The organism is Citrobacter amalonaticus, from assembly GCF_018252635.1.
GTDB lineage: Bacteria > Pseudomonadota > Gammaproteobacteria > Enterobacterales > Enterobacteriaceae > Citrobacter_A > Citrobacter_A amalonaticus_E.
The window spans coordinates 484,030-497,485 of the sequence record NZ_JAGTXM010000002.1; the positions used below are offsets into that span (position 1 = coordinate 484,030).

General features: G+C 50.1%; 12 protein-coding genes. 9 read left to right on the forward strand and 3 right to left on the reverse strand.

The genetic code is table 11. From position 1 onward, the window contains the following. Window positions 1-48 precede the first annotated feature (48 nt). Window positions 49-1,137 (reverse strand): 3-phosphoserine/phosphohydroxythreonine transaminase, encoded by a 1,089-nt coding sequence (serC, locus tag KE671_RS06800; RefSeq protein WP_206162285.1) that lies wholly within the window; start codon window positions 1,135-1,137, stop codon window positions 49-51. 203 nt (window positions 1,138-1,340) lie between these two features. Then, window positions 1,341-2,033 carry a DUF421 domain-containing protein gene (locus KE671_RS06805; protein ID WP_206162286.1) on the reverse strand — a complete coding sequence of 231 codons (693 nt, stop codon included), beginning with the start codon at window positions 2,031-2,033 and terminating at the stop codon, window positions 1,341-1,343. A gap of 136 nt (window positions 2,034-2,169) precedes the next feature. Here KE671_RS06805 and ycaO point away from each other — a divergent pair, with 136 nt between their 5' ends. The 4 genes from ycaO (at window position 2,170) to pflA (ending at window position 8,478) form a co-directional block, all read left to right on the forward strand. Further along, window positions 2,170-3,930: a 30S ribosomal protein S12 methylthiotransferase accessory factor YcaO gene (gene ycaO / locus KE671_RS06810; RefSeq protein ID WP_206162287.1), complete on the forward strand. Its 1,761-nt coding sequence runs from the start codon at window positions 2,170-2,172 to the stop codon at window positions 3,928-3,930. 405 nt (window positions 3,931-4,335) lie between these two features. Further along, window positions 4,336-5,193, forward strand: a complete 858-nt coding sequence (gene focA, locus KE671_RS06815) for a formate transporter FocA (RefSeq protein WP_206162288.1) — start codon at window positions 4,336-4,338, stop codon at window positions 5,191-5,193. Window positions 5,194-5,251: 58 nt separating this feature from the next. After that, complete coding sequence (pflB, locus tag KE671_RS06820) at window positions 5,252-7,534, forward strand: formate C-acetyltransferase (RefSeq protein ID WP_206162289.1); 2,283 nt, start codon at window positions 5,252-5,254, stop codon at window positions 7,532-7,534. A gap of 203 nt (window positions 7,535-7,737) precedes the next feature. Continuing rightward, entirely contained in the window at window positions 7,738-8,478 is a 741-nt protein-coding gene (gene pflA / locus KE671_RS06825; RefSeq protein ID WP_206162290.1) for a pyruvate formate lyase 1-activating protein, read from the forward strand. A 230-nt stretch (window positions 8,479-8,708) separates the two neighbouring features. On the opposite strand, the gene KE671_RS06830 is transcribed toward pflA, so the two are convergent. Beyond that, window positions 8,709-9,557, reverse strand: coding sequence for a MurR/RpiR family transcriptional regulator (locus KE671_RS06830; RefSeq protein WP_206162291.1), 849 nt, complete (start codon window positions 9,555-9,557; stop codon window positions 8,709-8,711). A gap of 121 nt (window positions 9,558-9,678) precedes the next feature. Between KE671_RS06830 and KE671_RS06835 the strand changes: the two genes are divergently transcribed. From KE671_RS06835 to KE671_RS06855, 5 genes are read left to right on the forward strand one after another with little or no spacing between them, the layout of a single operon-like run. Then, entirely contained in the window at window positions 9,679-9,954 is a 276-nt protein-coding gene (locus KE671_RS06835; protein WP_206162292.1) for a PTS sugar transporter subunit IIB, read from the forward strand. A gap of 17 nt (window positions 9,955-9,971) precedes the next feature. Next, the gene (locus KE671_RS06840) at window positions 9,972-11,237 is read left to right on the forward strand and encodes a PTS ascorbate transporter subunit IIC (protein ID WP_206162293.1); all 1,266 of its coding nucleotides are present in this window, start codon (window positions 9,972-9,974) and stop codon (window positions 11,235-11,237) included. 15 nt (window positions 11,238-11,252) lie between these two features. Beyond that, complete coding sequence (locus KE671_RS06845) at window positions 11,253-12,053, forward strand: transketolase (RefSeq protein WP_206162294.1); 801 nt, start codon at window positions 11,253-11,255, stop codon at window positions 12,051-12,053. Continuing rightward, window positions 12,050-12,961, forward strand: a complete 912-nt coding sequence (locus KE671_RS06850; protein WP_206162295.1) for a transketolase family protein — start codon at window positions 12,050-12,052, stop codon at window positions 12,959-12,961. Before KE671_RS06845 ends, KE671_RS06850 begins: the two co-directional genes overlap by 4 nt. Window positions 12,962-13,013: 52 nt before the next feature. After that, window positions 13,014-13,451, forward strand: coding sequence for a PTS sugar transporter subunit IIA (locus KE671_RS06855; protein WP_206162296.1), 438 nt, complete (start codon window positions 13,014-13,016; stop codon window positions 13,449-13,451). Window positions 13,452-13,456 lie beyond the last annotated feature (5 nt).

Genomic DNA, 13,456 nt, shown 5'->3' on the forward strand with positions numbered 1-13,456 from the left:
AATAAAAACCCCACAGACAAGGCTGTGGGGATGAAAAGAGACACCAGATTAGCCGCGACGGCGCTCGAAATCAGTCATGAAATCGGCAAGCGCTTTAACCCCTTCCAGCGGCATCGCGTTATAAATAGAAGCGCGCATCCCCCCTACCACGCGATGGCCTTTCAGCGCATGCAGACCGGCAGCAAAAGATTCTTCCAGGAAGACTTTATCCAGCGCGCTGTCCGCCAACTGGAACGGCACGTTCATGCGCGAACGATTCGCGGTTGCCACATCGTTACGGTAGAAATCGCTTTTATCAATCACACCGTACAGCAGCTCCGCTTTTTGCTGATTGATTTTATTCATCGCCGCCACACCGCCGTTGGCTTTCAGCCATTTAAACACCAGGCCAGAAAGATACCAGGCGAAAGTCGGTGGCGTGTTGAACATGGAGTCATTGTCGTTCAGGACGGTGTAATCGAGAATAGACGGACACGCGATATTGGCCTTGCCCAGCAAATCTTCGCGCACAATGACAATTGTCAGCCCCGCCGGGCCAATATTCTTCTGTGCGCCGGCGTAGATGATGCCATAGCGAGAAACCTCTAACGGTGCGGACAGGATGGTTGAGGAGAAATCGGCAGTCACTACAACATCAGACGCAAAATCAGGCGTTTCATCAATCGCAATACCGTCGATGGTTTCGTTCGGGCAGTAATGCAGATACGCCGCGCCATCTGAAAGCTGCCACTCGCTCATCGGCTTAACGCCGCGCTTGCCGTCGATGGTGACTTTGGCATCAATGACATTCGGGGTGCAGTATTTCTTCGCTTCTTTGACCGCGCTGGCGGCCCAATAACCCGCGTCAACGTAATCGGCCGTGGTTTTGTCGCCCAGAATGTTCAGCGGAATGGCGGAAAACTGGCCGCGACCGCCGCCGTGACAAAACAACACTTTGTAATTGGAGGGGATATTCAACAGATCGCGAAAATCCTGTTCCGCCTCTTCTGCAACCTGGATGAATTCTTTGCCGCGGTGACTCACTTCCATGACGGACGTACCAAGACCGTTCCAGTCACAAAGATCCTTTTGAGCCAGTTTGAGCACGTCTGCCGGTAACATTGCCGGACCTGAACTAAAATTGAAGACCTGAGCCATTTCCCCTCACCACGTTGCGTTGTTATTCACCCAATCTCTTTTCGTACATGAACAGAGATTGGGTATAAGTTATTCCTGTGGATATCGGTTTTATCATTCAGTGACACGCGCCGCAATGGCTAAAACTAACCAGAGTAAAAATGAGCGTTCGCTCACACAACAGAATCTTCGGGATTGACGATAAAAGACCGATATTTTTGCTGTCAAACGACCCGTTTTGCCCGACTGGCCTTCGACCATTCTGGATTTTTACACCGCGGACATGCCTGACGATCGCCGGCTTTCATTGTGATCACTTCACTGCATCGCACACAGGAATAATCTCCCGCTTCAGGAACGACTTTATAACGTTGCGTACAATACTTCGGCAAAATGCTTAAGCCAGGCTTTACCTCACTGTCTTCAAAGAAATAAACGCTGATCTGACCATTCGTTTCAAGGATCGCCAGGCGCACCTGTCCCAGTTGTTCAACGCCATTTAGTCGCAACTCCATGAAAAACTCGAACTCGGTCATATTTGACTGGTTCAGTTTTTCCCACGCCAGTTCACCATCTTCAATAATCACGACTGGCTTACCTTCCAGTAAATCTTCCAGTTTTTCACTGCGTGCCATCAGCCACATCACCAGACGGTACAGCAGCGCGAGGGTAATGAAGACCACCAGTACTGGCAACATCGGGACATCATCATAAAAAGCCACGTCGCCCGCCGCCGACCCCAGCGTTAAAATAATCAGCACTTCGAAGAGCGACATCTGTCGCACGCCGCGTCGTCCTGTGAGCTTGAGAAACAAATAGACCAGCACGAAGGTATACAGACTGCGTAAAGCCACTTCAGCGAGGAATTCCATCGGCACTTTATCGAGTGCCATCCGTTGTAAATCAAACGCTTTCATTTTTATGCTCTTATGGTGGATCACTGCCTACAAGCATAGCCAAAACTTTTATTTACGCCGTGTCCATGGCGGCGATAGCGTCAGTCACATAAAACCCGTATCATTGCGCGCTTTCCGTACGACAAAAGTGATTTTCATGACGCAAACATTTATTCCCGGCAAAGACGCCGCACTGGAAGATTCCATCGCTCGCTTCCAGCAGAAACTGCTCGATCTCGGATTCCATATTGAAGAAGCCTCGTGGCTGAATCCGGTGCCGAACGTCTGGTCCGTGCACATTCGCGACAAAGAGTGCGCGCTGTGCTTTACCAACGGTAAAGGGGCAACGAAAAAAGCCGCACTGGCCTCTGCGCTGGGCGAATATTTTGAGCGTCTGTCGACAAACTATTTCTTTGCCGATTTCTGGCTGGGGGAAACGCTCGCCAACGGTCCGTTCGTGCATTACCCGAACGAGAAATGGTTCCCACTGACCGAAAGTGACGACGTACCGGACGGTCTGCTGGATGCGCGTCTGCGTGCTTTTTATGATCCAGAGAACGAACTGACCGGCAGCATGCTGATCGATCTGCAGTCTGGCAATGAAGAACGTGGTATCTGCGGCCTGCCATTTACCCGCCAGTCAGATAACCAGACCGTTTATATCCCGATGAATATCATCGGCAACCTGTATGTTTCTAACGGGATGTCCGCCGGTAACACCCGTAATGAAGCGCGCGTGCAGGGGCTGTCTGAAGTTTTCGAACGTTACGTGAAAAACCGCATTATCGCTGAAAGCATCAGCCTGCCAGAAATTCCGGCCGATGTGCTTGCACGCTATCCTGCGGTAGTCGAATCCATCGCAACACTGGAAGCAGAAGGCTTCCCGATCTTTGCCTACGACGGTTCGTTGGGCGGTCAGTATCCGGTGATCTGCGTCGTGCTGTTCAATCCGGCTAACGGCACCTGCTTCGCCTCTTTCGGCGCGCATCCTGATTTCGGCGTCGCACTGGAACGTACCGTGACGGAGCTGCTGCAGGGCCGAGGTCTGAAAGATCTCGACGTCTTTACGCCGCCGACCTTTGACGATGAAGAAGTGGCTGAACATACCAATCTGGAAACGCACTTCATTGATTCCAGCGGTCTGATCTCCTGGGATCTGTTTAAGCAGGATGCCGACTACCCGTTCGTTGACTGGCGTTTCTCAGGTACTACAGAAGAAGAGTTTGCCACCCTAATGGCGATCTTCAACGCAGAAGATAAAGAAGTGTACATCGCCGATTACGAGCATCTCGGCGTCTACGCCTGCCGAATCATCGTTCCGGGAATGTCTGATATTTATCCTGCTGAAGATCTGTGGCTGGCGAACAACAGCATGGGCGCCCATCTGCGCGAAACACTGCTCTCGCTGCCGAACAGTCGCTGGGATAAAGAAGACTATCTCAACCTGATTACGCAGTTAGATGAAGAAGGGTTTGATGATTTCACCCGCGTGCGTGAATTGTTAGGTCTGGCAACCGGTTCGGATAACGGCTGGTACACATTGCGTATTGGCGAGCTGAAAGCGATGCTGGCGCTGGCGGGTGGCGATCTGGAACAGGCGCTGATCTGGACCGAATGGACGATGGAATTTAATACGTCGATCTTTAGTGCTGAGCGGGCAAATTATTACCGCTGTCTGCAGACACTGTTGCTGTTGTCACAGGAAGAAGAACGCGAACCGCTGCAATATCTGAACGCGTTTGTCCGCATGTATGGCGCCGATGCCGTAGAGGCAGCCAGCGCGGCGTTGAGCGGTGAAGCAGCTTTCTATGGTCTGCAGCCGGTTGACAGCGATCTGCACGCATTTGCGTCACACCAGTCGCTGTTGAAGGCCTATGAAAAGTTACAGCGCGCAAAATCTTTATTTTGGTCAAAATAAAGACAATTAGCCTACACTGAGTAGGTTTAAATAATCGTCTGAGCTATATTACGGGGCGCACTAAGCGCCCCGTTTTACTTATTTTTGAATATCCAAAAATAAATGTAATAACAAGGTTAAATATTGGTAGTTGATATTACACAGCTTAATAGCTAGTTGTTACTTTATCAGTCAATTACTCCATATTAATTAACTGGCTAACAGACGCAGGAAGGAAAATTTTCAACTCATTTGCTAAAAATTAAAATTTATTTTTATCATATTAATCAATTAATTACTCCGTAATTGCATAAAAACCATGCGTATTGCGGGCCTATAAGCCAGGCGAGATATGATCTACATCAATTTCTCATCTATAATGCTTTGTTAGTATCTCGTCGCCGACTTAATAAAGAGAGAGTTAGTGTGAAAGCTGACAACCCTTTTGATCTTTTACTTCCTGCAGCGATGGCCAAAGTGGCCGAAGAGGCAGGTGTCTATAAAGCAACGAAACATCCGCTTAAGACTTTCTTCCTGGCAATTACTGCCGGTGTGTTCATTTCAATCGCCTTTGTTTTCTATATCACTGCAACGACCGGTACAGGTGCGATGCCCTTTGGTATGGCGAAACTGATTGGCGGTATCTGCTTCTCTCTGGGGTTGATTCTTTGCGTCATCTGCGGTGCGGACCTCTTTACGTCAACCGTGTTGATTGTCGTTGCCAAAGCCAGTGGCCGTATCACCTGGGGTCAGTTGGCAAAAAACTGGCTCAACGTCTATTTTGGTAACCTGATTGGTTGCTTGCTCTTTGTGCTATTGATGTGGCTTTCAGGCGAATATATGGTCGCCAACGGCCAGTGGGGAATGAACGTCCTGCAAACCGCCGACCACAAAATGCACCATACTTTTGTTGAAGCCGTCAGTCTCGGTATCCTCGCAAACCTGATGGTCTGTCTGGCCGTATGGATGAGCTACTCAGGCCGTAGCCTGATGGATAAAGCGTTTATCATGGTATTACCGGTTGCGATGTTTGTTGCCAGCGGTTTTGAGCACAGTATCGCAAACATGTTTATGATCCCGATGGGTATTGTAATCCGTGATCTCGCAACACCGGAGTTCTGGAGCGCAGTTGGCTCGACGCCGGAAAATTTTTCTCACCTGACCGCGATGAACTTCATCACTGATAACCTGATTCCGGTTACGATCGGTAATATTATCGGTGGGGGTTTGTTGGTTGGGTTGACATACTGGGTCATTTATCTGCGTGATAACGATCATCATTAATCTCTGATGACCGCCACACGCAGTAAATAAAAAATCCACTTAAGAAGGTAGGTGTTACATGTCCGAGCTTAATGAAAAGTTAGCCACAGCCTGGGAAGGTTTTACCAAAGGTGACTGGCAGAATGAAGTAAACGTCCGTGACTTCATTCAGAAAAACTACACTCCGTACGAGGGTGACGAGTCCTTCCTGGCTGGCGCGACTGATGCGACCACTGCACTGTGGGACAGCGTGATGGAAGGCGTTAAACAGGAAAACCGCACTCACGCGCCTGTTGACTTTGACACCTCTGTTGCTTCCACCATCACTTCTCACGACGCAGGCTATATCAACAAAGCCCTTGAGAAGATCGTTGGTCTGCAAACTGAAGCTCCGCTGAAACGTGCGATCATCCCGTTCGGTGGTATCAAAATGGTTGAAGGTTCCTGCAAAGCGTATAACCGCGAGCTGGACCCAATGCTGAAAAAAATCTTCACTGAATATCGTAAAACCCACAACCAGGGCGTTTTCGATGTTTACACCAAAGACATTCTGAACTGCCGTAAATCCGGTGTTCTGACTGGTCTGCCAGATGCATATGGCCGTGGCCGTATCATCGGTGACTACCGTCGCGTTGCGCTGTACGGTATCGACTTCCTGATGAAAGACAAATACGCGCAGTTCGTTTCCCTGCAGTCTGACCTGGAAAACGGCGTAAACCTGGAAGCGACTATCCGTCTGCGTGAAGAAATTGCTGAACAGCACCGTGCGCTGGGTCAGATCAAAGAGATGGCGGCTAAATATGGCTGTGATATCTCCGGTCCGGCAACCAACGCTCAGGAAGCTATTCAGTGGACTTACTTCGGCTACCTGGCTGCTGTTAAATCTCAGAACGGCGCGGCAATGTCCTTCGGTCGTGTGTCCACCTTCCTGGATGCATACATCGAACGTGACCTGAAAGCAGGCAAAATCACAGAGCAAGACGCTCAGGAAATGATTGACCACCTGGTCATGAAACTGCGTATGGTTCGCTTCCTGCGTACGCCGGAATATGATGAGCTGTTCTCCGGCGACCCGATTTGGGCAACCGAATCTATCGGTGGTATGGGTGTTGATGGTCGTACTCTGGTTACCAAAAACAGCTTCCGCTTCCTGAACACCCTGTACACCATGGGGCCGTCTCCGGAGCCGAACATCACCGTTCTGTGGTCTGAAAAACTGCCTCTGAACTTCAAGAAATTCGCCGCTAAAGTGTCTATCGATACGTCTTCTCTGCAGTATGAGAACGATGACCTGATGCGTCCGGACTTCAACAACGATGACTACGCTATCGCTTGCTGCGTAAGCCCAATGATCGTTGGTAAACAAATGCAGTTCTTCGGTGCGCGTGCAAACCTGGCGAAAACCATGCTGTACGCAATCAACGGCGGCGTTGATGAAAAACTGAAAATGCAGGTTGGTCCGAAATCTGAACCGATCAAAGGCGACGTCCTGAACTTCGACGAAGTGATGGATCGTATGGATCACTTCATGGACTGGCTGGCTAAACAGTATGTCACCGCGCTGAACGTGATTCACTACATGCACGACAAGTACAGCTACGAAGCCTCTCTGATGGCGCTGCATGACCGTGACGTTATCCGCACCATGGCGTGTGGTATCGCAGGTCTGTCCGTTGCCGCTGACTCCCTGTCTGCAATCAAATATGCGAAAGTTAAACCGATTCGTGACGAAGACGGTCTGGCTATCGACTTCGAAATCGAAGGCGAATACCCGCAGTTTGGTAACAACGACGCGCGCGTTGATGACATGGCGGTTGACCTGGTTGAACGTTTCATGAAGAAAATTCAGAAACTGAAAACCTACCGTGACGCTATCCCGACTCAGTCTGTTCTGACCATCACCTCTAACGTTGTGTATGGTAAGAAAACCGGTAACACCCCAGATGGTCGTCGTGCTGGCGCGCCGTTCGGACCAGGTGCTAACCCGATGCACGGTCGTGACCAGAAAGGTGCGGTTGCCTCTCTGACCTCCGTTGCTAAACTGCCGTTTGCTTACGCGAAAGATGGTATCTCTTACACCTTCTCTATCGTACCGAACGCACTGGGTAAAGACGACGAAGTTCGTAAAACCAACCTGGCGGGCCTGATGGATGGTTACTTCCATCACGAAGCGTCCATCGAAGGTGGTCAGCACCTGAACGTGAACGTCATGAACCGTGAAATGCTGCTGGACGCGATGGAACATCCGGAAAAATATCCGCAGTTGACCATCCGTGTATCCGGTTACGCAGTACGTTTTAACTCCCTGACGAAAGAACAGCAGCAGGATGTTATTACCCGTACCTTCACTCAGACCATGTAATGTGTTTTGACTGAAATCACGCGTTAAAAGGCGTACAATAAAGGCTCCACGTCAGTGGGGCCTTTTTAACAGGTCGTTTCCCAACACAGCCTGTTTTGTCAGCTATCTATACTCAATGGGTAACCGCCAAAACAGACTCGACACAGCCACTGAGCTGTGCACCAACACGGCCCCGGATGGGCCACATCTGGAGAAACACCGCAATGTCAGTTATTGGTCGCATTCACTCCTTTGAATCCTGTGGTACCGTTGACGGCCCGGGCATCCGCTTTATCACATTCTTCCAGGGTTGCCTGATGCGCTGCCTGTATTGCCATAACCGCGATACATGGGATACGCATGGCGGTAAAGAAGTCACCGTTGAAGAGCTGATGAAAGAGGTCGTGACCTATCGCCATTTTATGAATGCTTCCGGCGGTGGCGTTACCGCGTCAGGTGGTGAAGCCATTCTACAAGCAGAATTTGTGCGAGACTGGTTCCGCGCCTGTAAGCAAGAAGGTATTCATACCTGCCTGGATACCAATGGGTTTGTCCGTCGTTACGATCCGGTGATTGATGAATTGCTGGAAGTCACCGATCTGGTGATGCTCGATCTCAAACAGATGAACGATGAGATTCACCAGAATCTGGTCGGCGTGTCCAATCACCGTACGCTGGAGTTTGCGCGCTATCTGTCAAATAAAAACATCAACGTCTGGATCCGTTACGTCGTCGTGCCTGGCTGGTCGGACGATGACGATTCGGCACACCGCCTGGGTGAATTCACCCGCGACATGGGCAACGTTGAAAAAATCGAGCTTCTGCCCTATCACGAGCTGGGTAAACACAAATGGGTGGCGATGGGTGAAGAGTACAAACTGGACGGCGTACACCCACCGAAGAAAGAGACCATGGAGCGCGTCAAGGGCATCCTTGAGCAGTATGGTCACAAAGTGATGTATTGATATCCCCTGAAATAACGCATGGGCAAATGTTTGCGATAGGGAATTCGCTCTTACTTTTACGCCCTGCATCACGTCGGTCCGGGCTGACGCTGGACCGACGTTCCGTGATTTGTACAGCGAAGACGATACCGCAGACACAATCACGTTCTGTGTTTTTATTTCGACAGCGCACTGCTTACCCAGCGTTAACACTAACCGTTCTGAAAACCGGTACCGCCTGGAGAGACGTCTCAGGACATAAAATACTCAGACAGCTTATTAGCTACGCTCTCGATCGAGAAGATACTCTTCTGATGGGCTTTACGGCACTCCGCATAGCGCTCATCTTGTTCCTCAAGCGCATTGAGTAATTTGTCCGCCACCATCATTGCACCTGCGATTTCAGCGAACCCATACTCCCCCTCTCCCTTTAGCGCCACTGCGGCCTGTAAATTCCAGTCTGAGAGACGCCCCAAAGGTGCGAAGGTTCCTCGCGTGAGCGAAAGAATTTTCGCTCCCTGCTGTTTTGCCAGTGCCAACGCCTGCATCATATCTGCCGATGTCTGTTCAGTGTGAACCACAATGATCCCCTGACTCTGTGGCTCAACCATGATGGAAGACGTTGTCAGGTAAAAACGTTCAACAAAACTCGCCGCCTTACCCATCTTGATCAGGTTCATCTGCAAAAAGAGCGCGACCGGCACCGCCGTACCGACGGCATAAATAGCGACGTTATTCACCTGGTTGAGCCAGGCTGCTGCGGCCTGTAACTCCTGAGTGTTGATGATGGCATGACTGTCACGAATGCTTGCTACAACGGCAGAGATCTCCTCTTGTCCCTGCTCTTCAGGACGGGCAGCGCCTTGCTCGAGAGCAAGAGCAGTTCTGAAATCGGAGAAACCTTTAAATCCAAATGCCCGGCAAAAGCGCGTAATACTACCCTCGCTCGTTTCGATCGAATCCGCCAACTCAGTAATTGTGTGCCGCATCACAAAGTCGGGATTCTCCGTCACAAAACGGCCTACCTTTTCCAGAATGGGGCTGAGCTCACTTGCCTCATTCCTGATATTTATCAGCAAGTTAGTATTAATATGACTCATTTTTCGCCTTTTTGCTCAAAATGCAAACACAATCACATCTTTCTCTTCCTGCAAGGATAATAATTTTTTTCGCTTACACATAAAAGAAAAATAATTATTTTTACAATACAGGAGAAAGAAAATGAAAGGTCTTATTGTCTGTCGCACTGGCATGGGCAGCTCCTTAATGCTCAAAATCAAAGCGCAGAAAATCATCGATAAGCATGGCTGGGATGTTGAACTCGAACACGATGTTTTATCGGGCCTCGCCACCTGGCAAGAGATCGATTTTGTTATCACCATGCGCGATCTCACCGATGAAATCGAAGCCGCTGGATTCAAAGCTATCGGTATAACCGACTTGATGAACAGCGAAGAAATGGAAACCGCGCTCACCAGCGTCATTCAAGGCAACTAACCTCTCCCGGAGGCAATATGGATCTCCTCAGGTTTATTGTATTCGACATTCTGGGTGTAACCCCACTTTTAGTTGGATTTATTGCATTAATCGGTCTGCTAATCCAGCGCAAACCGATTGAAAAAGTACTCTCTGGCACCTTTAAAACCATTGTTGGCTTTCTGGTCTTTGCTGGTGGCGCAGGACTTGCAGTCACCTCGTTGGGTAATTTTCAGACGCTTTTTAGCGATGGATTTGGACTTAAAGGAGTAATGCCGCTGGCGGAAGCGCTAACCGGTCTGGCTCAGACCAAATTTGCCATGTGCGTCTCTCTGATTATGGTTATTGGTTTTGGCTGGAACCTGTTATTTGCCCGCATAACACCGTTCAAGTACATTTTTTTGACCGGGCAACATAACCTTTATCTCTCTGCTTTACTCACCGTCACATTGAAAGCGCTGGGTTATAGTGATGGCATTACGATTATCGTCGGTTCTGTGTTGCTGGGACTTGCAGCCTGTATTTATCCAGCCATCGCCCAACCCTGGATGCGAAAGATCACCGGTAATGATGAAATCGCTATGGGTCACTACGTCACGCTGGCGTATGCCGCCTCAGGCTGGATCGGCTCAAAGGTTGGGGATCCTAAAGAGTCAACGGAGAAACTTAACCTGCCTGGATGGCTGGGTATTTTTAAAGACTATATTGTCTCGGTCTCTATTTCAGTCAGTATTTTCTATTACATTGCGGCGCTGGCAGCCGGAAAAGCGGCAGTCACAGCCGTGGCAGGCGGCATGCACTGGCTGGTTTATCCGCTTTTCCAATCGCTGACGTTTACCGCTTCACTCTACATCATCATTACCGGGGTGCGCTTGCTCCTGTCAGAAATCGTCCCGGCATTTTTAGGGATTTCGGAGAAGTTCATTCCCAACGCTAAACCAGCACTCGACTGCCCGGTCGTCTTTCCCTATGCGCCAACGGCAACGGTGCTTGGATTTATCTCCTCGTTTGTCGGCGGGCTGGTCGTAATGGGCGTGCTTGCTCTGATTGGGCAAACGGTAATTATTCCGGTCGCCATCCCCTATTTCTTCATTGGTGCAACTGCCGCCGTCTTCGGTAACGCCTCTGGCGGCTGGAAAGGTGCTGTGGCGGGCAGTTTTATTACCGGCATTCTCATCGGCGTTGGACCTGCGCTTATTTATCCCATCATGGAGTCCGTCGGTCTCTCCGGCACCAGCTTCCCGGAGACCGATTTTGTTGCACTGGGTCTCGTGGTGTACTACATCGGCAAAATGCTGCCCTGATAATAAGGAGTCAACATGAATATTGATGAACTGAAATCTCATGCGCGCGCAGCCCGCCGCGATATTGTCTCCATGATTTACGAATCAGGTATTGGTCATCCCGGCGGTGCACTCTCCATTATTGACATTCTGACCTGGATTTATCATCAGGAGGTCAATCTGAATGAGTATCCCCGTACACGGGTGGTGATGAGTAAAGGTCATGCGGTCGCTGCTCAGTACGCCATGTTGTACCAGTTGGGGAAAATCGCACGCAGCGAATTTAATACCTTTCGCCAGATCAACTCACGTCTACAAGGCCATCCAAGCGTGAAGTCAATTCCTGATGTGGATGCCACAACCGGACTGCTGGGCCAGGGTCTTTCGGTGGCTCTCGGGATGGCTGCCGCAAAAAAACGTGTCCAGGATCCTCATCGTGTTTTCGCCATTATCGGTGATGGCGAAATGCATGAAGGCCAGATTTGGGAGTCGCTGCAACAGGCTGGTCATATGCGAATGGATAACCTGGTCGCGATTATCGATTACAACGGTTTTTCCTCACACGATCCAGTCAATGAGGTCATCAACCTTGAACCGCTTGCCGACAAAATCCGTAATTTTGGCTGGCACGTACTGGAGCTGCAAAATGGTAATGACATGCACCAGGTTGCCGACACGCTAATGCTCTCACGTCATCTGAAAGGTAAGCCGGTCGCGATTATTGCCCATACCACTAAAGGTAGCGGTGTGAGCTATATGGAAAATAATGGGGACTGGCATTCTAAAACCCCAAGCGCAGAGCAATATCAGCAGGCAATGGAGGAATTACAGTCATGAGAGCACCACGCGATGAAATTGGCAATGCCCTACTCGCTCTGAAGGCGAAAGGCTATCCTGTTGTCGTTATCGACAGCGATCTGGCAAGCTCCACCCGTACCGATCAATTTCAAAAGGCCTGGCCCGAATCGTTCTTTGAAATGGGTATTGCTGAAGGTTCCGCGATGAGTTTCGCCACAGGCCAGGCGCTGGAAGGAAATATTCCGTTCTACGTCAACTTCGCGATGTTCGTCACCGGTACTGCCTGGACACAGCTACGACAGGCCTGTTATGCAAAAGCGAACATTAAACTGGTCGGCAGCCACCCTGGTATGGATGATGGCCCGGATGGTGCTTCGCATCATGCGTTGGAAGATCTGGCCCTGACCCGCGTGTTGCCAGGAATCACGATCCTGACTCCTGCTGACGCAGAGGAAATTGAAGCCGCATTTGAGCAGGCAGTTAATATACCTGGCCCTGTCTACATCCGGGTTGCCAGAGAACCGATGCCCGTGCGCGATAAATCTGTCGTTCCTCGCATATCCGATATCGACGCAGTAGAGAACGCCGGCAATGACTTCGCCATTCTTTATGAAGGGACGGTTCTGGAACAGGCAAGTTCGGGGTACGCTCAGCTAAGCGCGCAGGGGAAACAGGGCAAGTTAATTCACGTCGCAACGTTAAAACCGTTTAACCGCCAGCGCTTTTTACAGTTGATTACCGACTGCCCATTGATTGCAACGATTGAGAATCACACGATTAATGGTGGGCTAGGCGGCCAGGTGGCTGAAGTGATAGCGGAAGAAGGATTGAGCGCTAAATTAATCCGCCTGGGAACACGAGACACATTCACGGAATCCGGCAATAGTCGCCAGCTGAAAGACAAATATGGGATTTCAGCGGCCGCGCTTTGTGAGGCGCTTAAATAGTTCAGGTAGGCAGACCGTTTTGCGGTCTGCCATCTGCGATAAGGAAAACGCAATGACACCGACACTATTTTCTGCCTGTCAGTTCTGTGAACAATGCAAATCCTGGCAGGAAGCAATAACGCTGGCCTGCCAGCCTCTGGAACAACTGGGAGCAATTACGTCCAGCTACACACAGGCGATCATCCGCGAGACAGAACAACATGGGCCATGGTACATCTTAAGCCCGGAATTTGCTCTGCCACATGCCCGCCCGGAAGAAGGCGTGATCGGCAGTGAAACATGTCTCTCCCTTCTATGTCTGAAAGAAGCCGTCCCTTTCCCGGAACATCCTGACGTGCGGCTAATCATTGTCCTGGCGGCAGCCAATAGCACTCAACATATTGAAATGATTCAATCACTGGTATGTTGGCTGGATGAGGCCGATCGTTTACAGCAACTGACCCATATCACCAGTCAGACACAGCTTCATTCGACGCTAAAAATGCGCTGAGCGAT

What these genes read in the sequence shown, in the direction of transcription:
- KE671_RS06855 (WP_206162296.1), top strand. Translation starts at nt 13,014, where the DNA reads ATGACACCGACACTATTTTCTGCCTGTCAGTTCTGTGAACAATGCAAA.
- ycaO (WP_206162287.1), top strand. Translation starts at nt 2,170, where the DNA reads ATGACGCAAACATTTATTCCCGGCAAAGACGCCGCACTGGAAGATTCC.
- KE671_RS06840 (WP_206162293.1), top strand. Translation starts at nt 9,972, where the DNA reads ATGGATCTCCTCAGGTTTATTGTATTCGACATTCTGGGTGTAACCCCA.
- KE671_RS06830 (WP_206162291.1), bottom strand. Translation starts at nt 9,557, where the DNA reads ATGAGTCATATTAATACTAACTTGCTGATAAATATCAGGAATGAGGCA.
- KE671_RS06845 (WP_206162294.1), top strand. Translation starts at nt 11,253, where the DNA reads ATGAATATTGATGAACTGAAATCTCATGCGCGCGCAGCCCGCCGCGAT.
- pflA (WP_206162290.1), top strand. Translation starts at nt 7,738, where the DNA reads ATGTCAGTTATTGGTCGCATTCACTCCTTTGAATCCTGTGGTACCGTT.
- KE671_RS06835 (WP_206162292.1), top strand. Translation starts at nt 9,679, where the DNA reads ATGAAAGGTCTTATTGTCTGTCGCACTGGCATGGGCAGCTCCTTAATG.
- KE671_RS06805 (WP_206162286.1), bottom strand. Translation starts at nt 2,033, where the DNA reads ATGAAAGCGTTTGATTTACAACGGATGGCACTCGATAAAGTGCCGATG.
- pflB (WP_206162289.1), top strand. Translation starts at nt 5,252, where the DNA reads ATGTCCGAGCTTAATGAAAAGTTAGCCACAGCCTGGGAAGGTTTTACC.
- serC (WP_206162285.1), bottom strand. Translation starts at nt 1,137, where the DNA reads ATGGCTCAGGTCTTCAATTTTAGTTCAGGTCCGGCAATGTTACCGGCA.
- KE671_RS06850 (WP_206162295.1), top strand. Translation starts at nt 12,050, where the DNA reads ATGAGAGCACCACGCGATGAAATTGGCAATGCCCTACTCGCTCTGAAG.